The following is a 21834-nucleotide window of genomic DNA, read 5'->3' on the forward strand; positions in this document are numbered from 1 at the left end:
GGGACTCCTCGCGGCGTGCTCCGGTTCCAGCTCGGAGGGTGGGGACAAGGACCCTCCGCCGAGGCCGGAGCCCGAAGTGACGACTCCAGAGCCACCGATGGACGTCCAGGCCACGCCAGGCATCCGGTCCGCGCAGGTGAGCTGGCAGGCGCCCACCTCGAACGGCGGCGGCGCCATCGTGAAGTACACGGTGACGGGCTCCGGAGGCATCACCGCCACGACGACAGGCGCCACGCAGGTGGTGGTGTCCGGCCTCTCCGACGGCACGAGCTATACCTTCCAGGTTCGCGCCACCAACGCGGCCGGAGATGGGCCTGAGTCAGGCGCTTCGGTCGCCGTGACGACCCACGACCTGCCGAGCGCCCCGCGAATCATCGATGTCGTCTCCCTCAACACGGCGCTACAGGTGAGCTGGGAGCCTCCGACCTCGGACGGCAGGGCGATGGTTCACTCCTATTCCGTCGAGCTCCTCGCGGGGACCGTCCAGCGCTCCGTGTCGGCGAAGGGCACGAGCGTGGAGCTCACGGGGCTGAGGCCGGATACGGAGTACCAGGTTGTGGTCCGGGCGGTGAATGCAGTGGGAATGGGGCCGCCCTCGGCGCCGCGACTGTCGAAGACACGCTGTGACAATGTCGGACTGACGAAGCTCCCCCAGGTCTCCGTGGAGGCCGAACTCCGGGGATTGGTGGCGGGGGACTTCGACAAGGACGGGAAGCTGGACCTCGCCGGGACGCGGATGGCCGAGAGGACCGTCGCCACCTTTCTCGGGCAGGGGGATGGGAGCTTCCGCAGGCATGGGGAGTTCGCGGTGGGCGCGGACCCGAAGAGCGTCCTCACGGGGGACTTCGACGGCGACACGCTGCTGGACCTGGTGGTGCTCAACACCCGGAGTCAGTCGGTGAGCGTGCTGCCCGGCCTGGGGAATGGCGACTTCGGGGCGGGACGCGGCATCCTCACGGGCGCGGGCCCCTGGGCGATGACGACGGCGGACTTCGATGGAGATGGGAACCGGGATGTCTTCACCGTCAATACGAGCCTCGCGACGGGGTCCTCGACGCTGAGCTGGATGAAAGGCAACGGGATGGGCTCACTCACCCGGCTGGATTTCCCCCTGTCCTTCGCTGCGCTCACCGTCACCACGGCGGACTTCGATGGGGACGGTCACCTGGACGTGGTGATGCCCGCCTCGCTCGTCTCCGAGTTCTATATCTACTTTGGCGCGGGCGAGGGCTCGTTCCTCGCGGCGTTCCGGTATTCCGCCCAGAACGAGCCCAGGCATGTGGCCGCGGCGGACTTCAACAACGATGGCAGAGCGGACCTGTTGGTGACCAGCAAGGGAGATTCCTTCAACGAGCCCGCGGTGAGCGTGAGACTGGGACGCGGCGACGGCACGTTCGAGGCCGCGAAGGACTTCGACGTGCTGGGGGAGGTGGGTGAGCTGGCCGTGGCGGACTTCGACCAGGACGGGTGGTTGGACGTCGCCGTGACGAATACGGCCAAGAACAGGGTCAGCTTCCTGCGTGGCCTGGGCGATGGTTCGCTCTCGGCGAGACAAGACGTACTCCTGGACGGCGCGCCGCTGGGGCTCGCGGCTGGGAACTTCAGCGGCGGTGACAAGCTCGAGCTGATGGTGAGCCAGGAAGGCAGCGCATCCCTCACGATGCTGACGACGAGCTGCCTGCCCTGAAGCGTCCTCGGGTACGGACCCCGCTTCGGTGGTGTCACCGAAGCGGGGGATGCGCGAGAGCGGGGCTCAGCCCATGTGCGCACCCGAGGACTCCTGGTCCAGCTCCCGCTGGCCGGGCGAGGTGCCGGTGGGCGAGCACCCCCGCGATGGAGTCGGCGTAACATGCCCTCGAGCAGGGCGCTCACCCGCGCCCATGGGGTGTCGAAGCCCTCCTTCGACATCACGGCTCGTGGCGTCCTGGATGGGCGATGACAGTTGCCCTCGGTTAGACGCTGTCGCCGGAGTTCACATCAGGAGCGTGTGTGCGAATCCAGGGGTTGCGGGGGCTGGCGGCTCGAATCGATGCCGCTGGGGCCTCTCGGAAGAAGTGGTCCGCCGGTCGATTGGAAGGGCAGTCCCTCCCGGTAGGAGAGCTCCTCCAAGAGCTGCAGCGGCGTCCCTTGTTCGACGTGTCGACCCTCATCTGCCCTATCGAGCTGAGCTGCGCCGTGCCGGAGGCGGACGCTCCGGCGCAGCGCGCGATGCTCGAGGCGCTGCTCGATTGGACCCTGCGGCTCGGGGGGCGTGGGGAGCTGGCGGAGTTCACCCTCGACGGCGAGGTGCGGTGCTTCCTCTGGGAGGGAAAGAAGCGCGCGCTCCCGGTGGCTCACTCCGACCGCCGCGTGAAGACCGACTTCGTCATGCTGCAGAAGCACCGCCGGGAAGCGGCGCTGAAGTACGTGCCACGCAAGGCTCCCGTGTTGCGCTGCGCGTGTGGCACGGCCACCGCTCCGACCGCCGTGGCCTGCTCGAGCTGCGAGCGGGACTTCACCGCGCCGATTGGCATCGAGTCACGTCCCAAAGACGATGAGTCCCTGCGGCCGCTGCGCACCCGGCTGGTGAAGCTGAACGTTCCGCTTCCCAAGAACGACGTCTACTTCGCCAACGTGTTCCGGCCGCGCAACGCGTTCGAGGCGCTGACGTACGAGGAGCTGCTGCCCAGGTTCGAGTTCGAGACGACGGACCCTCGCGAGCTGCGCCGTCGCATCGAGCTGCTCACGGAGGTGGAGACCTGGCCGAAGCGCTACTCGCCGCCGGGGCTGCTGGATGAGTCGAGCTTCGCCTCGTGGTGCGCGTCCCTGCGGACGCTGACGAAGCCCTCGACGCGCAAGCCCCTGGAGCGGCTGGCTCGGGAGCAAGGGCATCGGTTCAAGGAGATAGCGGCCGTGGCGCCCTGGGCTCCCGGGTGGCTCGCGGCGAGGGATGTGAGCGGGAGCTCGGTTCCAGGTTCGTACAGGTTCGAGCAGGTCAAGCAGGCCCTGGATTTCCTCCGGCGCCTCGCGGGGGCGAAGGTGGCGCTATCCGCCGAGTTCCTGGGGGTGCTCCAGCACGTCGCGCCTGACCTTGTCACCGCGAAGGAACAGAAGCTGCACGAGCAGGAGTTGGACCGCCGAGCCCTGAGTGACGGCACGGGCTTCGGGGACTACCTGAAGCGGCGGAGCGCGAAGGCGAAGTCGCAAGCCCATGCGCTCGCGGCGGTGCTCGCGGAGGCGGGGAGTCCGGACGCGAAGGGCTCCGCGCCGAGCGCACGCGTGAACCTGGCGCGCGCCGTCGTCGAATGGCTGGTGGAGGGGCGCCGGCCCGAGTTGAAGGACATCGAGGGCGACTGGCTGGTGGAGCAGTTCGAGGCGCTGAAGCGCGCGAAGCGCTTGCCGAAGGCCATCCTCGAGAGCGCGGAGCGAGCCCGCCTCCACCCCGCGCCCTTCGGGCTCACGGGCGCGCGCTGCTGGGACGTCCAGCCGGGTCGACTCTCCGCCGCGGACCTGAAGGCCCGGGCCGCCTGCCCCGAGTGCAACCGGCGGGTGAAGCCGAGCCGCGTACTGCACATTCCCTCGCTCGACGCTGGCATGGAGGCGCGCACCGTGCGCCTCTACGAGTGCGAGCCCTGTGACAGGTCCCTGCTGTTCGCCCGCGCGGTGAAGCCAGCCCGCGCCCCGAAGACGCCCGCGCGTGTCTTCGTCGAGTACCGGGACGCCGCCGCGCTGAAGAAGCCGTTTCCCAAGGGCTTCGTGCCGTGGCGGTACGAGCGCTTCCTCTCGCGTCAACACGAGGGACATTCGCTCGCGCTTCAAATCGGCGGGCTGCCGCTGCTCCCGGAGGAGCATGACCCTGCGCTGGACATGGACCTGCGCTGTGGCCATCCCTTCGTCCGCGTGCGCATCCACACGCGTGCGTTGGACCTTCAGCCGGGGTTCGGCGGCGGTGCCGTCGTGGGCGGGGTGTGCCTGACGCCCGGATGCAAGAAGCCGGATGTCCGGAACGTGCGCGACGACTGAATTCCCGCGGGAAGACGGGACGAAATCCGGCCCGGTCGTCCTGGATGGACATGAAGACCTCAAGGAAGTCGGGTGTCGCGTCCACGCGCTCCAACTCGTGGAGGCGGCGCTGGAGGAGGGCCGGGGCCCTCTCGCCGGGCCCGCATCGCACCTGCCGTGGGCAGGCCAGGTGCTTCAGAATCGCTCGCCCCCTCCCACCTCCTTCACATACGCCAGCCCCCGCCTCCTGCCTCCACACCTCCCGCAGGCCAATACGTCGAAGTCGAAGGTCCTCCTCAGTAGTTCTGCCCAGTTCACTCACGGCGTCCTCTCCTCATCGGCTCATTCCTGGCCGCGGCCTCGAGCGCTACCCTCCCCTCCTCCTCTCCTGCTTGGGGGAGCAACTCCGTGTCGAAGGCGACCACCGGCGCGCGCAACAGGGCGAACCGTCCATCACCGCGTGTCAGCTCCGGACCCCACATCGCATCGCCCTGGCCCGTGGCCACCAGCAGCGCATCCAGATGTCCATCCTCGTTCTGCCGGAAGGAGAACGGGTCGATGGGAGCACCACGCGTGCGAAGCGCCCCAGGCGCTCCTCCGCACGTGTCAGGGGGCGTTCACGACGCGGCCCAGCGCCTCGTGCAAGTGGGCGCCGAGGCCCGGCTTGTCCTGGCCGAGCCAGACGTAGCCGTCGACGACGATGGCCTCCAACGGCTCCGTCACGAGGGCGCGGACGCGCAGCAGATGGGGCAGCTCGCGGCGGAAGAACTGGCCGGGCTCGTACTCGGCCGCGCGCGGGCCACCGTCCACATGGTGCGTGGCCTCCGAGGCATCCACCCACTCGCGAAACAGGACACACGCGGCCACAGTGAGGTCTTCGCGGTAGTCCACATCCACGCAGGCGAGCATCGTCATCTCCTCCAGGCAGGCGGCCCCCGGCTGACGCGGAGGCCTCCGGCCCGCTGACTTCGGGGACGGCTCAGGGGTCCGTGAAGCTGTTGAAGTCCACCTGGGCCGCGCGCAGCTGCTCGATGACCGAGTCCGCGGGCCACCCGGCGGTGCGGTGGCGCGGGGGCCACATCTTCGGCACGGGCGCGAGGCAGGACGTGGCGAGCCGCTTCACCTCGCGGAAGGGAACCATCAAGAAGTCCTTCTCGCCCACCTGGAGGGCCACCACGTCGGTCTCCGGGAGCAGCGAGTCCACCTCCTTGCCCCAGCTGCACCAGGTGATGGGCCGGTCGTCCGTCTTGCGCACTAAAGCGCCGAAGCTGGCGACGAACACGTCCACGTCGTTCGCCTCGTTCCAGGCCTCGAGCTGCTCCTTCTGCGTGGCGTACTCACCCATGGCGAAGCGCACGTGGGCGCGGCGCACGCGCTGCGCGAGCTCGTCGTCGCCCCGGCGGTGGTAGGGCACCACGCGGCCCGCGTCGTCCACTGTGTAGAGGGCCGGAGTGATGCCGCGAGGGCTCGCCTCGAACTCCCGCTCGGCGAACTCGCACAGACGACTCAACTGGTCCGGGTCCCCGTCACCGGTGATGACGAGCGCCGCGCGCGTGGGAATGGCGGCAACGGGACGCCCCTTCACGCGGCCGGAGAAGGACGCGAGGAAGCCCGGGTGCAAGAGGCGCGAGGCCTCATACGTGTCGTTGGAGTCCACGGACCACAGCGGGCTGGGCTTCTCGTCCTGGAGCTCCACGCCCACCTCGTGGATGAGGTCCAGGTTGGCGAAGGCCGAGGTGAAGGCCTCCTCCTCGGTGACGCCCCATTCCTTCAGGTGGTCCTGCTGCACGTACATGGACGCGTCGGGCAGGTCCAACACCAGCAGCTCGCGCAGGAAGGGGATGGTGCGGCGCTCCACCATGTGTTTCGCGGAGCCGTCCACTCCCGCGGGCAGCACGGTGCCGAATGTCGCCGAGCGCACCACGGGCAACAGCTTCTCCTGCGCCTCCTCCCACGTGACCTGGCTCGCGCCGCCTCCCTGGAATGCACCCAGGAAGCGACGGATGGTCTCGGCGCGATGCTCGGGAGACAGCTCACGCGTCTCCGCGAAGAGGTTGTCCAGGAACATCTGGATCTCCTCTCCGTTCTTCTTGAAGCGCAGCCCGTACTCCTCTGGCAGCCGCGCCACTTCGCTCACGGTGGAGTCGGCTCCGAGCGCTGACTCCACCTCGCGCAGCAGGTACTCCCGAGGACTCACCGACTCCTGTTCGTCCGACTTCTCCAGACCGAATAGCTTCTTCAAGAAACCCATGCGGGATTCCTACTACAGCCCCAGGTACGCGAGCAGCACTCCCATGTCCGCGGAGAGCGCCTCGGCGTATAGGCGGGATAGAAGCCATGTTGAGGGTGAGGGCTGGAGCGGAGGAGCCGAGAATGCCGCTGACGGGGGCCGCCCAAGCAGTGCGCCCGGCCTGTACACAGGCCGCTTGAGCCCCCTTGGGGACACGCCAACCCTGGCCGCCCTCCCATCAGGTGCGCGGCAGGGGCTTGGCTCTCTTGTCCCGGGCGGCTTGGACCTCAACACCACGCAGCCTGGGGGACCTCTCGCCGGGGCCCGCCTCGCACCTGCCGTGGGCAGGCTCAGGTGCTTCAGAATCGCTCGCCCCCTCCCGCCTCCTTCACGTACGCCAGCACCCGCCTCCTGCCTCCACACCTCACGCAGGCCCGGCCAGTTCCTGGAAGGCCTTCGTTGGGGCGCCCGCCATTGCCAGCCGCGAGCAAAGCTGTGGGAGCGGCAAGAAGCCGCTCTTGCGCGCAGCCTTCAGTCGTTGCGCTCCCTTGGAAGCAGGGGCGAGAGGGAGCCGTGGAACGGGGAGTTCTACGTCTCTTTCGGCGATGCGAGTTCGCGGAGCTGGGAGGATGCACGGCAGTATGGCTACGTGAGCGGCGGCGGTGGAAGCTGGTACAGCCAGACACTCAAGCTGCTGTCCCCTGGGGACCGCGTCTGGGTCAAGGTTCCCAAGAAGGGTTATGTCGGCGTCGGTCGGGTGGTGGAATCTGCCCGCCCCGCCAGTGAGTTCAACGTCCCCACAGCGCAAGGGCTACAGTCCGCACTCGAGGTGCTAAGGCACAGCGAGAAGTACAGGGCGACAGCCAACGACCCTGAGAAGGCGGAGTATTTCGTCCGAGTGAAGTGGCTCGACACCGTTCCGGAGTCGCGCGCGATCAACGAGGTCGGGCTGTTCGGCAACCAGAACACGGTTTGTCAGCCGACCACGCCGAAGTGGCGCTTTACCGTCGAGAAGCTAAAGACCCGCTTCCGTCATTGGAATGCCCCGGCCGATACCGTTGGCCCGTGATCGCCGGAGGAGGTCATGCTCAGCAGCGATACCGCGCGACCACTGACTCAACTCATGGAGTTGACGACATACGTCGGAGCTTACGGAAGGACTCCGCGTCAGCGCATGGCGAGATTCGCATGGGCAACAACGTGAAGCTGAACGAGGATGCCCAGCATGCCACGCCCCGAAGACATCATGCGGCATTACGATGCCGACCCAGACGAGGACCCCTGGGTCAAAGGAAAGCCCGCTCCTGAGAAAGTTGCAGTCGTTCCCTATGATGCCGGATGGCCGACGCGCTACGCGGAGCTTGCCGTGGCCATCCAGGGTGTGATGGGCGCATCGGCCATGCAGGTCGAGCACGTCGGCTCGACCGCCGTGCCGGGCCTTCCCGCCAAGCCCATCATCGACATCGACCTCATCGTCGCCGACCCCACGCGCGAGGACGACTATGTGCCTGCCCTCGAGAGCCTGGGCTACGACCTCATCATCCGCGAGCCGTCCTGGCATCAGCACCGCTGCCTGCGGCTCGCCGCGCCACGCGTGAACCTGCATGTGTTCGGCCCGGACTGCCCCGAGGTGATTCGCCACGTCATGTTCCGCGACTGGCTGCGCGAGCACGACGACGACCGGCAGCGCTACGCGGCGGTCAAGTACACATCCGCCGAAGGCATGGACGATGTGGTGGAATACAACCGCCGAAAGGAGCCGGTGATCCGCGACCTCTACGCGCGGATCTTTCGCGCGGCGGGCTGGATTCGCTGAGGCGCGGCGCGTGCCGGTCGTCGTCGTGATCGCCAGGCTCCGCCGGCTCCCCCAAACAGTCTCCGTAGAGGAACTGCGTCTCATCCGCATCGCGGAGGCTCAGAAGTGTCCCGTCACCCCGACGAGCCCACCCCCTTGAGTCAGGCCCAGCACCGGAGCGCCCCGGGCGTCCGGCAGCTCAGCGCGCGCGGTCCCGTGCGAAGAGCTCGGCGATCGTGAAAGCCAGTAGCCCGTGAACGAACCGATGAGAGGAGTGACCAGCATCCCGGCGGTGCCAATCCTCGCCACGCGATCGTGGCGGCTGGTCGTGAGCAAGGCGAATGGAACCGCTCCCAGTGCGGCGCCCAGGAAGGTGGGGCCGAAGTTGCCCCTCCCGTTGAACTTGTCCCCCGTGAGGTAGATGGCAAGCGACGTTCCGAGCGCGGTCCCCAGGCTCATGGGAATCGCGAACGCGAATGTGTCTCCGCAGCGCGTCAGCGAGCAGTTGCGATCCAGCACTGCGCCGACCAATCCTCCCACCAGCGTGCCAGTGAAGAGCCCGACGCCGCCCAGGAGCGTCCCGACAACCAGATGCCCTCCAAGCGAATAGTCGTCATCCGGCGCCACCCCGGAGCCCTGCGTCGGCGAGGCTGTGGACGGTGACGCGGTGGAGGACGGTGACGCCATGTCCACGGGAGGCTCGCGGACTTCCGCTTTGGAAAGACCCTGCCCTCGCGCCAGCATCAGGCGCAGAGGGGGCAGTCGTAGACGTGCGGCGCGATGACCGCTCCACGGGAGGGACAATGTCCGGCTCCTGGCACGCCATGGGTGAGTCCGCACATGGAGAGGCACAAGTGTCGCTCTGGGTGAAACCCGAAGGCTCCCCCAAACAATCCAAGAATCTTGGAAGGGTGAAGCAACTCCACCGGGGAAGTCGCGAGAATGGGGGCAGGAGCTTCCATGTCCAACTACCGCATCCGTCCCAACGATACCCTCTCCGGCCTGGCGGCCCGTTTCGGCACCACGGTGGAGAAGCTGGCCCGTGACAACAACATCGCGAACCCCGACCTCATCTACGCGGGGAACACGCTGCGCATCGGGCACTCCGGTCGCGACAGCTTCGACGCCGGTGGCGGCCGTCAGGGCGTTCGCGGTGGAGGCCCCTCGGGTGACGTAAGCGGTGGAGCGGACGTGGGCGGACCGACGGGCGCGGGGCCCAGCAACGCGTCTGCCGCGATGCGGCGGCTGGCGGATGCAGCCCGCTCGGCGGCCATGGGCATGGGCGGCTACAACAGCCAGGGCCTGTGCGCCACGGGCGTCAGCCGGGCCATCCGCAACGCCCTGGGCATTGGCGTGTCGGGCAACGGCAACCAGATTGACAACAACCTGCCGCGCGACAAGTTCAAGCAGGTCAACATGTCGCTGGAGGAGGCGCTGAAGATTCCGGGCCTCGTCCTCACCTGGGAGAGCACCTCCACGCGCCTGGGCAGCATCTACGGCCACACGGCCGTCACCCTGGGTGATGGTCATTCGTCCGCGAGCGACTTCATCGAGCGCAACACGACCAACAGCGGGCGCACGGGCTTCAAGGTCTTCATGCCCATCGCATAGTGCCTGCTGCGCAGATGACATCCCTGGAAGCCCCTGGCCCTGTAGAGGGTCGGGGGCTTCGTCGTTTCCAGCGGAGGGAAAACGCGGGAGCGAGCACGTCCGGAAGGGCCGCCCCCTTCGCCTCCGCCCACAGGGACTCAAGAGGGAGCAGTGTTGGCGGACAGAGCGCCCTCTTCCCAGGCTACGGCCGATGAAGGGCGGCGGGAGAGCGGTGCGCGGCGCAGGACTTGAGCAGCCAGGAAATTGGCGCGGTTGCGCGTGTTGGTGCTGGACTCAGAACGGTAGACGTCCTCGTTGACAGACAACGGCCGCCTAGCGAAGTCAGCGGTGGTTCGCATCCTTCGCTGGAACCATGCTCACCGCGGTGATGGCCCCGCGTTCACCAGCGGATTGCCCGCGGGCGGCTTGTAGCGAACGTAGGCGCGCTGGAGTGCCGCCCTCGCCTCTGTCGCTGAGACCTCGTCACTCTGTCGGGACGCCTGTCGATTTGAGACCTCAGGTGGCTCAGAACGGGCGGCGCCTGGCCCCCAAAAATAGACATATCACACAGGCGAGCGCCTCTGCGCCCCTTCCCATCTTCGTCCCCGGATGCTTCGACATGGAATGCCCTCCATTGCGTGCAGGTCCACCCTGGGGATGCGGGGTGACGTCCGGCAACGAGTGCCGCCGAGCCGAGTGAGCGCAAGCTCCGCTTCCCGCCCGTCCCGGGAGACCGATGGCGACACCATCCACGAGAACCATCTCAATCCATGAACAAAGGCCACCTGCTTATCAAGGAACATTTATGACAATTCGAGGGAGAGAAGAAATCCGCGCCCGCATCAATGACGACGTGTACGCGTCGCCTGACCTCTCCATCGCGATGCCCAAGTTCCGCATCCCGGACGAGGAGCACAGCGCAGACCACGCCTACGCAGTGGTGCACGACGAGTTGCTGCTCGATGGCAACGCGCGGCAGAACCTGGCGACCTTCTGTCAGACGTGGTCCGAGCCTCAAGTGCACCGCCTGATGGATGAGTGCCTTGTCAAGAACATGATTGACAAGGATGAGTATCCGCAGATAGCGGAAATTGAAACGCGCTGCGTAAACATGCTCGCCGACCTCTGGCGCTCTCCTGTCGCGCACGACACAATCGGCACCTCCACCACGGGCTCCAGCGAGGCCGCCATGTTGGGAGGCCTTGCACTGAAGTGGCGCTGGCGCAAGCAGCGCGCTGCCGAAGGGAAGCCCACGGACAGGCCCAACCTCGTCTGCGGTCCAGTGCAAATCTGCTGGCACAAATTCGCGCGCTATTTCGACGTGGAACTAAGGCAGGTTCCGCTTGCTCCCGGGCGGATGACAATGACGCCGCAGGAGGTGCTCAAGCACTGCGACGAAAACACCATTGGCGTGGTTCCCACCCTGGGCATCACCTACAACCTGCTCTACGAACCGGTAAAGGAAATTGCCGACGCCTTGGATGACCTCCAGCGCCGAACGGGCCTGGACATCCCCATCCATGTAGACGCGGCGAGCGGAGGCTTCATCGCTCCGTTCATCCACCCAGACGTGGTGTGGGACTTCCGCCTGGATCGAGTAAAGTCCATCAACGCTTCCGGTCACAAGTTCGGGCTGACGCCCCTGGGCTGCGGCTGGGTCGTTTGGCGTGACAAGAGTGACCTGCCGGAAGAGCTGATATTCCGCGTGGACTACCTGGGCGGGAACATGCCGACGTTCGCATTGAACTTCTCACGGCCAGGCGGGCAGATTGCCATTCAGTATTACAACTTCCTGCGGCTGGGGAAAACAGGCTACCAGCGCGTCCAGCAGGCATGCTCGGACACCGCGAACTTCATTGCGAAGGCGGTCGAACAGCTGGGTATCTTCGAGATCATCTACGACGGCCGGGGGGGAGTACCGGGAGTGTGCTGGAGGATGAAAGACGGCGTGAGCCCACGCTTCACGCTCTACGACCTCGCAGACCGGATGCGTGAGCGCGGCTGGCTGGTACCCGCCTATCCCATGCCCGCGGATTTGGAAGACATGGTGGTGCAGCGGGTATTGGTCCGTCATGGCGTGAGCCGGGACCTGGCCACGCTGCTGGTACACGACCTTCACGCCAGCATCGATCATTTCCACCGCCACCCAGTGAGTACGCCAATGTCGAGGGAGGAAGCCTCCGGTTACCACCACTGAGTCGGGTGAACGGGGCGGAGCCAGGTGGAACGCCAACAGCGAGGGCACCTCATGGCGGAACAACCAACGAAGGGCCCGCCCGCGCGGCGGGCGACGATGAGCATCTGGGCGGTCAGCGCGCTCGGCATCGGCTCCATGGTGGGAGCCGGCATCTTCGCGCTGCTGGGACAGGCCGCGCTGCTCGTCGGCCCAAAGACCTGGCTCTCGTTCGCGCTCGCGGGAGTCGTCACCCTCTTGTCTGGCTACTCCTACGCCAAGCTCGGCTCGCGCTACCCCAGCTCCGGCGGCATCACCCTCTTCTTCGAGGAAGGCTTCGGGCGAGGGCTCGTCTCAGGGACCCTCTCGCTCATCTACCTCATCACCCTGGCCATCAGCATCGCCATGGTGGCCAAGACGTTCGGAGCCTACGCCACCCGACTCTTCCTCCCGAGCGGAGGACACCTCTGGTTCAGCATCTTCGGCTCGGTCATCGTCATCCTGCTCTCGGTCCTGAATGCCGTCGGCTCTGGCGCGGTGGGCAAGGCGGAGGTCGCCCTCGTGTCCATCAAGCTCATCATCCTGGGCGGCCTGCTCGCCGTGGGCATCGACTCCATGGCCCAGAGCGGAACGCAGCACCTGAACACGCACCACAACCTGGGGCTCACCGGCCTCATCTCGAGCGTGGGGCTGTGCTTCTTCGCCTACTCGGGCTTCGGCATGATGGCCAACGCCGCGTCGGATGTGGCCAATCCCAAGAAGACCATTCCCCAGGCCATCTTCCTGGCCATCGGCGTGGTGACGGTGCTGTACGTGGGGCTCTCCGTGACAGTCCTGTCCCTGGTATCACCCGCGGAGCTCGCCCGTAACGCGGACACCGCCGTGGCCCAGGCGGCCCGGCCCGTGCTCGGCTCCGCGGGGTTCACCATCGTCGCGCTCGGGGCCTTGCTCGCCACCGCGTCGGCCATCAACGCCACGCTCTTCGCCGCCCTCAACGTGTCGACCGCACAGGCTCGCGCCGGCCAACTCCCCCAAGCCTTCAGCACGCCCCTCAAGGGCAAGAGCACGAAGGGTTTCATGTGGGGCGTGGTCGCCATCCTGGTGATGGTCAACACCATGAGCCTGGGCGCCATCGCCAATGTCGCCAGCGCGACCTTCCTCATCAGCTACATGGCGGTCCACGTCGCGTGCTGGAAGCTCGCGCGCCAGACGGGAGCCTCGCGCGCCGTCATTGGCGTGGGCGCGGCACTGATGGGTGTCGTCCTCATCACCTTCCTCGCCAGCTCCGCGAAAACCCAGCCGCTCTCGCTCGTCCTCACCGTGGTCGCCGTCGCGGGCAGCGCGCTCGTCCAGTGGCTCATCCAATCGCATCACCACGGCCTGCCGCACTCCCGCGCGCGCTGACAGTCCCGCACGCGCGACTTCCGCACGGGCAGGAGGGAAGCCCGCTTTCCAACGTCGGGTAAGACTCCCTGGCTGGGATGACTGGCACCAATGGGTCCCTACGCTTTCAGCCACTTCGCCGTGGTGGCAACGGACCCGATGACTTCTTCAGCCCCTTCTCAGCAGCTCCCTGTTCGCGGCGTCGCCATCGCGCTGATGGCTGCGCTGAGCACCCCCGCCTGGGACGCCCAGGCCCAGGAGCCCTCCACGGAAGGCTCCTCTCGACCCGAGTCCTCCACGAGCCAGGACGCGAAGACAGACACGTCCCCCGCGCCCCTGTCGCCCGCTGAGGAGCTGGCACTCCTGGAGCTGCCCTTCCTCGACCTGATGCTCCCCTCCAACACCCAGGCCTTCGCTCCACGGCCCGACCACGGGGTGTTCGACACCAGGCTGCCCGGTTACTTCCGGATTCCGGCCACGAAGGTCTTCCTGAAAATCGGCATCGGCGCCACCACCGCGTTCACGGTCAGCTCCAAGCGTCTGGGCACGCCCACCTGGTTCACCACGTCCGCCATCCCCGTGCGCGGCCAACCCTTCTTCCACTCACCGGGCACCCATTCGACGGCCACCGCCAACCCGTCCGACATCTCCTTGGAGATGCGCAGCAAGACTGAGCTGGGCCCGATGAAGCTGCTCTTCAACACGAGCTTCGCCCAGGGCAAACCCACCTTCGGCTTCCATCCGAACTACGCCTACGCGCAGTTGGGCGGCGTGCTGGCGGGCTTCACCGATTCGACCTTCGCGGACGTCGATGCCTACCCGAGCACCCTCGACTTCGAGGGCCCCAACGCGCTCGTCTTCACCAAGCGCGCCGTGGCGCGCTACAGCCACTCGCTGTCTCACGACAAGCACCGACGGATGTTCCTCCACGTCGCCCTGGAACAGCCTGGCTCCAACGTGCCCACGTCCGCGGGAGAGCCGCGCGACATGCTCCCCGACGGCGTCGTCGCCTGGCGCAGCGAGGGAGGCTGGGGCCACCTGCAGTTCGCCGGCCTGGTGCGCGCGGTGGGCATCCAGTCCAAGGACAGCAAGGACAGCAAGACGGTGCTGGGCATCGGCGGCAACCTGACCGGCGCCTACCACTTCGCCCACAAGCACACGCTGCTCGCCGGCATCTCCGGCGGACAGGGCCTGGGCGCGTACCTCAACGACACGGGCGGCGCGCAGTACGACGCCGCGCTGAATACAGCGGGCTCGCTCAAGGCCATCCCCCTGCTCGGGGCCTACGCGGGCTTCACCTACGCGTGGACCCACATGCTCAGCTCCACGGCGACCTATGGGTGGCTCAAGCTCTGGGACCGGGACCTCGAAGCCTCGCTCGATGCGAAGAGCTTCCGGCGGTCGCAATACGCGTCCCTGAACCTGGTGGCCAAACCCATGAAGGGCGTCCTGGCCGGCGTCGAGGGGCTGTGGGGCTACAACCGCGCCATCGACAGCCAGTCCGGACAGGCCGTCCGCGGACAGCTCACCCTCCAGTACCGCTACTGAAACACCACACGAACCAGGACGGAGGGAAGACTCCATGGAGTCGGGGACGACCAGAAAACCCATTGCCGCCAGTGCGGCGCCCAAGCTGGGCGTGCTCACGCTGGCCATCATGAACGTCACGGCCGTCGTCAGCCTTCGCGGCATGCCCGCGGAAGCCGAATACGGACTGACCTCCATCTTCTATTACACCTTCGCCGCGGTGTTCTTCCTCATCCCGGTGTCGCTGGTGGCGGCGGAGCTGGCCACGGGCTGGCCCGAGAAGGGCGGTGTGTTTCGCTGGGTCGGCGAGGCCTTTGGTCCCCGCTGGGGCTTCCTCGCCATCTTCCTGGTCTGGATCGAGTCGACCATCTGGTTCCCGACGGTGCTCACCTTCGGCGCGGTGGCGCTGGCGTTCGTCGGCCCCAACCAGACGTGGGACAAGGCACTCTCCAGCAACAAGTTCTACACGATTCTCATCGTGCTGGGCCTGTACTGGGCGGCGACCTTCGTCTCGCTGCGCGGGCTCAAGACGTCCTCGAAGATATCCAAGTGGGCGGGCCTCATCGGCACCATCATCCCCGCCGCGCTGCTCATCGTGTTCGGCCTCACGTACCTGGCCTCGGGACGACCGATCCAGATTCAGCTCGGCTGGGACAAGGTGATTCCCGACTTCAGCCAGTTCGGAAACCTGGTGCTCGCCGCGTCCATCTTCCTGTTCTACGCGGGCATGGAGATGAACGCCATCCACGTCGTGGATGCCAAGAACCCCTCGCGCACCTATCCGCTCGCCATCCTCATCGCGTCGGTGACGACGGTGGTGATCTTCGTGCTCGGCACGCTGGCCATCAGCGTCATCATCCCCAAGACGCAGATCAACCTGACGCAGAGCCTGCTCGTTTCGTACCGCGACTTCTTCAATGCGTTTGGGATGGCCTGGTTGTCACCGGCGATAGCAGTGGCCCTCTTCTTGGGCGTGCTGGGCAGTGTCACTGTGTGGGTCTCCGGCCCCTCGGCGGCGCTGGGAGTCGTGGGCCGGGCGGGCTATCTGCCGCCGTTCCTCCAGCGACGGAACAGACACGGCGCGCCCAGCCACATCCTCATCGTGCAGGGGATGGTGGTCACCTTCCTGGCGTTGATGTTCGTCATCCTGCCGTCGGTGCAGGCCGCGTATCAAATCCTCAGCCAGCTCACGTCGACGCTCTACCTCCTCATGTACATGCTGATGTTCTCGGCCGCCATCTACCTGCGCTACAGCGAGCCGCACACGCAGCGCGCCTACCGGGTCCCAGGTGGAGAAGTGGGCATGTGGGTCATCGGCGGAGCGGGCCTCATCGGAGCGCTCGTCGCGTTCGTGCTCAGCTTCATCCCGCCGTCGCAAATCAAGGTCGGCAGCCCGATGACGTACGTGCTCATCCTCATCGCCGGCAACATCCTCTTCGTGGCCATCCCCCTCATCCTCTATGCGCGGCGCAAGGCCAGCTGGCGCACGGCGGCGGGAGCGCGCGACATGGCCCCCTTCAACTGGGAGAAGCCCGGCGCCTCGGGCCACCCCGGCGCGGCTCCGACGCAAGGCGACGAGGAGGCCTGGCCTCCCATGACTCCACACGACAGGAGGCAACCCGATGGGCGCACCGACGACACCCGCCACCATCCGCGCGGCGACCACTGAAGCGCATCAGCGATTCCTGGACCTGAAGGAAGGACAGAACGCCAGCTACATCCCGGTGCTCGCGCACGTCCAACCCGACCGCTTCGGGCTGGTCGTCATCACCGCGGACGGACAGGCGACGGAGGCCGGGGACACCCGCTCCGAGTTCGCCATCGAGTCCATCTCCAAGGTGTTCACCCTCGCGCGGGTGCTCGACGAGGTGGGCGCGGAAGTCCTCCGGCAGAAGGTAGGCGACAACCCCACCGGCGAGTCCTTCGCCTCCGTCCACGCGCTCGTGGTGCATGACGGCAAGCCGCTCAACCCCTTCGTCAACGCAGGGGCCATCGCCACCGTCAGCCTGATTCCCGCGGACTCGGCGGCGCGCCGCTGGGAGAAGATTCACGAGACCGTGTGTGCCTTCGCGGGCCGCAAGCTCGAGGTCATGGATGAGGTCTACCGCTCGGAGAGCGCGACCAATCAGCACAACCGCGCCCTCGCATGGCTGCTCGACAGCAGCCACACCCTCTACAGCGACCCCATGGAGGCGACGGACGTCTACACGCGCCAGTGCTCGGTCGGCTTGACGACCTATGACCTGGCGGTGATGGGGGCCACCCTCGCCGCGGGGGGCATCAACCCCCTCACCCGGCAACGCGCCGTCAAAGCGGAGCACGTGCCTCGGATTCTCGCCGAGATGACCATGAGTGGCCTCTACGACAACACGGGCACGTGGCAATACGAGGTCGGGTTGCCCGCCAAGAGCGGCGTGGGCGGCGGAATCCTCGCCGTCGTTCCGGGCAGGCTCGCCATCGCCGCGTTCAGCCCTCCACTGGACCGTTTCGGCAACAGCGTGAGGAGCCAGCGGGCCATCCGGCACCTCTCGGAGGTGCTCGACCTCAACCTCTTCGCGACCACCACCGGGTCCTCGCTACCGGCAAGGTGAAGCACGACGCGACGCGTCTTTCAGCGGGCCACGGGGACCTGGGCGATGAGGATGCGGTCCCTTCCGTCGTTGCGCACCGCGTCCCTGTGGGTCAGCGGCAGGCGGGCGTCCGTCTTCGGGTCCCACAGGCCCAGCCAAGGACGATGCCGTGCGTGGTGGAGACGGTTGCCTGTGTCCTCCTTCCCAGGCGAGGGGCCGTGCATCCCGCCACCCGGCGCGTCGTCCCGCGATTGCCCACGCGCGCGCGCGTCCCCAGCGTGCGGTGAAGGAGGCGTGGAGCGGATGCCGCCACACGCGCGCGCACGTCCATGGACATCGACCTGTCGGACCTGTCGAGACCGGAGGTCCAGGAGCATGTCCTCTCACTGGGGACCCTCGTCGTGGACCTGCTGGGCGTGTTCGCGGGTTCGGTGCTCGGCGCATTGCTGGCCGAGCGTCGGAAGCTGGACCTCATGGGCTTCCTGGTGCTCGGGCTGGTGTCCGGTATCGGCGGAGGCATCCTCCGGGACACGCTCCTCCAGGCGGGGCCGCCGCTGGTCCTGGTGCGGCCGTCCTATCTGGTGGCGGCGTTCGGCGGCGCCTTCACGGCGTTCATCTTCGAGCTGCGGCACGGGCCGACGGTGAAGCTGCTCATGTCACTGGACGCGCTGACGCTGGGTTCGTTCGCGGTGGCGGGGACGCAGCGGACACTGGAGGTGGGGCTGTCGCCCGGGACGGCCCTCCTCATGGGCATCATCACCTCCGTGGGCGGCGGGATGATTCGCGACGTGCTCATCCAGCGCACGCCCACCCTGATGCGACCGGAGCCCGGCTACTACGCGCTGGCGGCGCTCGCGGCGAGCGCGGTGTGCCTCGCGCTCTCCTTGTCGGGACACAAGCGCATCGCCTTGCTCGCCGGCATCGTCGTGGGGGCGCTCGTCCGCCTGTTCTCCGTGCGCCACGGCTGGCGGTTGCCCGTGAAGAAGGCGCGGCGGCCCCAACCTCCGATGAAGGGCGACGGCTTCGACGGGATGGAGGAGGAGCCGAGGTGATGCGCGAGCTCTCCGCCAGCGCAGTCCTCGTTGCGCGGGCCCGGCTCCTGCCATGGAGTCTCTTCGGCATCACCACACGCGGCGAGGCTACCCAGGCATACGAGCACCAACTCCCTTGCCATCCACATCCGTAGGGCCCCTCCCGTACAGCCGCCTCACACACCCGGTATCTGCCGCGAACCGCCGGGTCCACCCACTCTTGCCGAAACCGTGGATGGACCGGACGCGCGCTCGACTCAGTTCCCAGGCCCACGGAGGGCTCGCGCGCCGAGCATCCGCCGGGGACCCTCAATTCCAAAGTTCCCGCGAGAGCAGGTCCACCATCGCAACGGCGACCTCCGGTTCGGGCAGCCCCAGCGCCCGCAGGAGCGCCGCATCGGTCGGCGCGGAAACCTCGGCACGCAGCGCCTCCACCGCCCGCTGACGTGCCGCGCGCACCGCCTCTTGCTCGGCGGACGGCAGTCGCTCTACCGCCCAACGGTCGATGGCCCAGGACAGGTCCGCGTGCTGGGTCTCGTCCTCGGCGATACGGACCATCGCCTCGCGCACCTCGTCGTCCTCCGCGTGCAGGGCCTGATGGTGAGCCAGCAGCGCGCCGTACGTCTCGCGCACGCAGCCCTCCACCGCGTTGTCCAGCGCCACCTCGAGCAGCGGCCTGGGCGGGAGCGGCGCCACCACCGCGCGCTCAGGCGCCGCGCCATGACGACGCGCCAGTCGTCCACACACCTCCGTATGAGCCACCTCATCGAGTGCGCTGCGCAGCGCCGCCTGCTGAAGCTCGACCGCCGCGCCATGAAGTGCCAGTTCGTCCCGCAGCCTCAAGAAGGCCGTGATGGAGGCCTCCTCCAGGTGGGCGATGAGCGCGAAGTGCTGACCCAGCTCATCCGCGCATGCAACCGAGCCATCCGAGCGGAGGCCCGCGGGCCTGCGCCCCACGGTGCACCCCTTCGTGCCCCGCTCCAGGATGCGGGTCTGCTTCACCTGCACCTCGCCCGAGGGTGTCACATCCAGCAGATACTGCGTCAGGTTGGAGCCCTCTCCACACGCGAACCCCTTCGTGGCGACGACGCTGAAGGTCCCGTCCGCGTTGGCCTTCACCGCGCCTTTCTCCAACTCGGTGCAGTTCAGGTCGTAGCCCCCCGCGAAGACCTGGAGCAGCGCCTCCTGAGATGTGTCGATGTCGCCCAGGAAGGCCTGGAGCGCCTCTTGAGAGGTGTGTGCCTCCACCGCATCCCCTCGCGTCGTCACGAGGTAGTACGCGTAGCAGTCCGGCTCGCAGCGGGAGCGAAACCCCTCCTCGGAGGAGAGGGCCTCGAGGTCCGCGTTACACGCCACCGGCTGCGTGGCGGTCTCGCACGGCGTCCCCGAGGACACGAGGGTCTGCTGCCGGGGCGTGGTGTACAGGTCGGCGAGGAGCCTCATCTCGACGAAGTCCGTCTGTGTCGCGGGAGACAGCCCTCGGACCGACAGTCTTCCATCATCGCAGATGGGGGGTGAGTAGCCTTCCAGGGAAATACCCCCACTGCAACAACCGGTGAGCAGCAGAGGGGACGCCAGTGATGCACTCAGCGCTCGAGCGAAGAGCCGACGCAGTTGATCCGAGTTCAAGTAGCACTCCTCTCCAGAAACGACCTCGCCCTCGAAAGCAATGACGATGCCAGGAACGCTTCATTCGAGGAACTCGGGGTCACCGGCTGAAACATGTCGGTGTTTTCCGCGAGCGTACTCAGAAACCTGAGGCACTCGGTGTCCCGGATTGCGGAAGTCGCGCGGCAGCGGCGTCCAAGCGGGCTCAACATGACGCCGCCCTCGCGCTGGCATGGCGCATCCGCGGCAGGCGGCCCACCTCAGGCCCACAGGCCGTGACGCTGCACCCTGTCCGCATCCTGAACTGTGATGGCGAGGGCTCCCTGTCGAGCATCATCGCCGGCATCAACGGGGTCGCCGCCCATCACCGGTCCCCCGCTGTCGCCAACCTGTGCGCCGGGCTGGAGGTCTCGGAGGCCGTGGACCAGGCGGTCCGCAACGCATGCTCCGTGTAATGCCCGGGCGGGACGAAACCTGACTACTGCATAGCGCGAGCGTTCGAGTCCGAAACCGTGGGCTCGAGCGCATCCCACAACAGGAGATCCATCTTTGTCCCGTATCGAGTCGCTCCTCCGCCTCGCCGCCCGTGCCGACCGCATCGGAATGAACGTCCTTCGCGCCGGCCTGATCGTCGTCCTCGTCTGGATTGGCGCGCTCAAGGTAGCCGAATACGAAGCGGACGGCATCGTCCCCTTCGTGGCCAACAGCCCGGTCATGAGCTTCGTCTATACGTACGACGCCCCCGAATACCGGCAGCACATGAATGCCGAAGGCGCGCTCGTTCCCGCCAACCGCGCGTGGCACGAGGCGAACGGGACCTATGGGTTCTCCTACCTGCTCGGCGGCGTGATCGTGCTCTTCGGCCTGCTCATCGCCGCCCATTGGTGGCGCCCCGAGCTCGGCGCGATCGGCAGCGCCCTCGTGATCGGCATGTCGGTAGTGACGCTCTCTTTTCTCGTCACCACACCTGAGAGCTGGGTGCCGGCGCTCGGCGACGCCCACCACGGCTTTCCGTGGCTGAGCGGCCGCGGGCGGCTGGTGGTCAAGGATGCAATCATGATCGGCGCCGCCATCGTCACCATGGCCGATTCCGCGCGGGTCTGGCTGGCGCAGCGCAAGCCGCAGCCGGCCGAGCAGCTCCACCGCGCCGCCGCCTGAGCGCGCTACCCCTCCATGCACTCGCGGAGTTCACGCTTCGCGCGGTGCAGGAGCACGGCGACGTTGCCGGTTGTGGTGCCAAGGAGATTCGCCACGCGGACGCCCGGTTGATCCTCGAGCAGGCGCAGCGTCACCACCTGGCGCTGCACCGCGGCGAGCTTCTCCACGCATTGGAAGGCGAGCACATGCGCCTCGGCATGCTCGATGAGCGAATCGACGCTCTCCCGATCGTCGGCCAGGCTCTCGACCACTTCGCTGTCGCGGAGATGCGGCCGCGCGAGTTCGTGGCGCCGCCTCCTGTTCCGCGAGTGGTTGCGCACGAGGATCGCGAGGAGGTTGCGGCTGTCGTCCTCCTCGTACGCGAGCTTCCGCGCATGGGGCAGGCCGAGGAAGGTCGCGAAGGCGTCCTGGACGGCGTCGAGCGCGTCGTCGGCGAGCAGGCCCTCGTTTCGAGCCACCGCCGCGAGCGCGCCACGATGGTCGCGCACCAGGCTGGTGACCCAGGAAAAGAACCCCTTCTCGTCGTTGCGCTCCATCTCCAGCTCCTTCCAGCGGCAGAACCGGCGAGCAACCGTCGACCCCGCGCGAAGCTTCCTGCACGCCTTTCGTTGCGTCGAAAGGGCGCAACGTAGCCGATGCGCCGATGCGCATTCCACCCAACTTGCTGACGGCGATTGCTTCCGCGACTGCGCCGACAAGGCCGCGTGCAACCGCAACCGCTCCGAGGCGAACGTGGCCAATACTCGGCCAACGTGACCTTCGTCGAGAGCATGAGACGGAGAGGGAGT

General features: G+C 67.2%; 19 protein-coding genes. 13 read left to right on the forward strand and 6 right to left on the reverse strand.

Features of this window, described 5'->3' with window-relative positions; genetic code table 11:
* Window positions 1–76 precede the first annotated feature (76 nt).
* Both BHS09_RS26880 and BHS09_RS26885 read left to right on the forward strand, forming a co-directional pair.
* Window positions 77–1687 carry an FG-GAP-like repeat-containing protein gene (locus BHS09_RS26880; protein WP_161604920.1) on the forward strand — a complete coding sequence of 537 codons (1611 nt, stop codon included), beginning with the start codon at window positions 77–79 and terminating at the stop codon, window positions 1685–1687.
* Between the two features lie 449 nt (window positions 1688–2136).
* On the forward strand, window positions 2137–4002 hold the full coding sequence (locus tag BHS09_RS26885) for a hypothetical protein (protein ID WP_237078461.1): 1866 nt from the start codon (window positions 2137–2139) through the stop codon (window positions 4000–4002).
* A gap of 585 nt (window positions 4003–4587) precedes the next feature.
* Here BHS09_RS26885 and BHS09_RS26895 read toward each other — a convergent pair.
* On the reverse strand, window positions 4588–4896 hold the full coding sequence (locus BHS09_RS26895) for an endonuclease V (protein ID WP_237077453.1): 309 nt from the start codon (window positions 4894–4896) through the stop codon (window positions 4588–4590).
* Between the two features lie 64 nt (window positions 4897–4960).
* Window positions 4961–6232, reverse strand: coding sequence for a DUF1444 family protein (locus BHS09_RS26900; protein WP_140794355.1), 1272 nt, complete (start codon window positions 6230–6232; stop codon window positions 4961–4963).
* A gap of 628 nt (window positions 6233–6860) precedes the next feature.
* On the opposite strand from BHS09_RS26900, the gene BHS09_RS26910 reads away from it, so the two are divergent.
* Window positions 6861–7280, forward strand: a complete 420-nt coding sequence (locus tag BHS09_RS26910; protein WP_201800540.1) for a hypothetical protein — start codon at window positions 6861–6863, stop codon at window positions 7278–7280.
* A gap of 156 nt (window positions 7281–7436) precedes the next feature.
* Window positions 7437–8027, forward strand: coding sequence for a GrpB family protein (locus BHS09_RS26915; RefSeq protein ID WP_174259342.1), 591 nt, complete (start codon window positions 7437–7439; stop codon window positions 8025–8027).
* 99 nt (window positions 8028–8126) lie between these two features.
* On the opposite strand, the gene BHS09_RS26920 is transcribed toward BHS09_RS26915, so the two are convergent.
* Window positions 8127–8693 (reverse strand): hypothetical protein, encoded by a 567-nt coding sequence (locus BHS09_RS26920; protein ID WP_237077454.1) that lies wholly within the window; start codon window positions 8691–8693, stop codon window positions 8127–8129.
* A gap of 273 nt (window positions 8694–8966) precedes the next feature.
* Between BHS09_RS26920 and BHS09_RS26925 the strand changes: the two genes are divergently transcribed.
* The 6 genes from BHS09_RS26925 (at window position 8967) to glsA (ending at window position 17270) form a co-directional block, all read left to right on the forward strand.
* A complete protein-coding gene (locus tag BHS09_RS26925; protein ID WP_237077455.1) occupies window positions 8967–9617 on the forward strand; it encodes a LysM peptidoglycan-binding domain-containing protein in 651 nt (216 codons plus the stop codon).
* A gap of 715 nt (window positions 9618–10332) precedes the next feature.
* Window positions 10333–11793 carry a glutamate decarboxylase gene (locus tag BHS09_RS26930; RefSeq protein ID WP_237077456.1) on the forward strand — a complete coding sequence of 487 codons (1461 nt, stop codon included), beginning with the start codon at window positions 10333–10335 and terminating at the stop codon, window positions 11791–11793.
* 51 nt (window positions 11794–11844) lie between these two features.
* Complete coding sequence (locus BHS09_RS26935; RefSeq protein ID WP_140794358.1) at window positions 11845–13173, forward strand: APC family permease; 1329 nt, start codon at window positions 11845–11847, stop codon at window positions 13171–13173.
* A 90-nt stretch (window positions 13174–13263) separates the two neighbouring features.
* On the forward strand, window positions 13264–14700 hold the full coding sequence (locus tag BHS09_RS26940; protein WP_140794359.1) for a hypothetical protein: 1437 nt from the start codon (window positions 13264–13266) through the stop codon (window positions 14698–14700).
* 34 nt (window positions 14701–14734) lie between these two features.
* Window positions 14735–16348 (forward strand): glutamine/gamma-aminobutyrate antiporter GadC, encoded by a 1614-nt coding sequence (gene gadC / locus BHS09_RS26945; RefSeq protein WP_140794360.1) that lies wholly within the window; start codon window positions 14735–14737, stop codon window positions 16346–16348.
* Complete coding sequence (glsA, locus tag BHS09_RS26950) at window positions 16302–17270, forward strand: glutaminase A (RefSeq protein WP_140794361.1); 969 nt, start codon at window positions 16302–16304, stop codon at window positions 17268–17270. The genes gadC and glsA overlap by 47 nt, the downstream gene beginning before the upstream one ends.
* Window positions 17271–17290: 20 nt before the next feature.
* On the opposite strand, the gene BHS09_RS26955 is transcribed toward glsA, so the two are convergent.
* Window positions 17291–17473 carry a hypothetical protein gene (locus BHS09_RS26955; protein WP_140794362.1) on the reverse strand — a complete coding sequence of 61 codons (183 nt, stop codon included), beginning with the start codon at window positions 17471–17473 and terminating at the stop codon, window positions 17291–17293.
* 105 nt (window positions 17474–17578) lie between these two features.
* Here BHS09_RS26955 and BHS09_RS26960 point away from each other — a divergent pair, with 105 nt between their 5' ends.
* Window positions 17579–18301 carry a trimeric intracellular cation channel family protein gene (locus BHS09_RS26960; protein WP_140794363.1) on the forward strand — a complete coding sequence of 241 codons (723 nt, stop codon included), beginning with the start codon at window positions 17579–17581 and terminating at the stop codon, window positions 18299–18301.
* A 288-nt stretch (window positions 18302–18589) separates the two neighbouring features.
* Here the strand turns inward: BHS09_RS26960 and BHS09_RS26965 are convergent, their stop codons facing one another.
* Window positions 18590–19909 carry a ferritin-like domain-containing protein gene (locus BHS09_RS26965; RefSeq protein ID WP_140794364.1) on the reverse strand — a complete coding sequence of 440 codons (1320 nt, stop codon included), beginning with the start codon at window positions 19907–19909 and terminating at the stop codon, window positions 18590–18592.
* Between the two features lie 254 nt (window positions 19910–20163).
* Here BHS09_RS26965 and BHS09_RS26970 point away from each other — a divergent pair, with 254 nt between their 5' ends.
* Both BHS09_RS26970 and BHS09_RS26975 read left to right on the forward strand, forming a co-directional pair.
* On the forward strand, window positions 20164–20343 hold the full coding sequence (locus BHS09_RS26970) for a S8/S53 family peptidase (protein ID WP_201799737.1): 180 nt from the start codon (window positions 20164–20166) through the stop codon (window positions 20341–20343).
* 94 nt (window positions 20344–20437) lie between these two features.
* Window positions 20438–21046 (forward strand): DUF417 family protein, encoded by a 609-nt coding sequence (locus tag BHS09_RS26975; RefSeq protein WP_140794365.1) that lies wholly within the window; start codon window positions 20438–20440, stop codon window positions 21044–21046.
* 5 nt (window positions 21047–21051) lie between these two features.
* Here BHS09_RS26975 and BHS09_RS26980 read toward each other — a convergent pair whose 3' ends face one another.
* Complete coding sequence (locus BHS09_RS26980) at window positions 21052–21582, reverse strand: RNA polymerase sigma factor (RefSeq protein WP_237077457.1); 531 nt, start codon at window positions 21580–21582, stop codon at window positions 21052–21054.
* Window positions 21583–21834 lie beyond the last annotated feature (252 nt).

Origin of the sequence: Myxococcus xanthus (genome assembly GCF_006402735.1) — a bacterium.
GTDB classification, from domain to species: domain Bacteria; phylum Myxococcota; class Myxococcia; order Myxococcales; family Myxococcaceae; genus Myxococcus; species Myxococcus xanthus_A.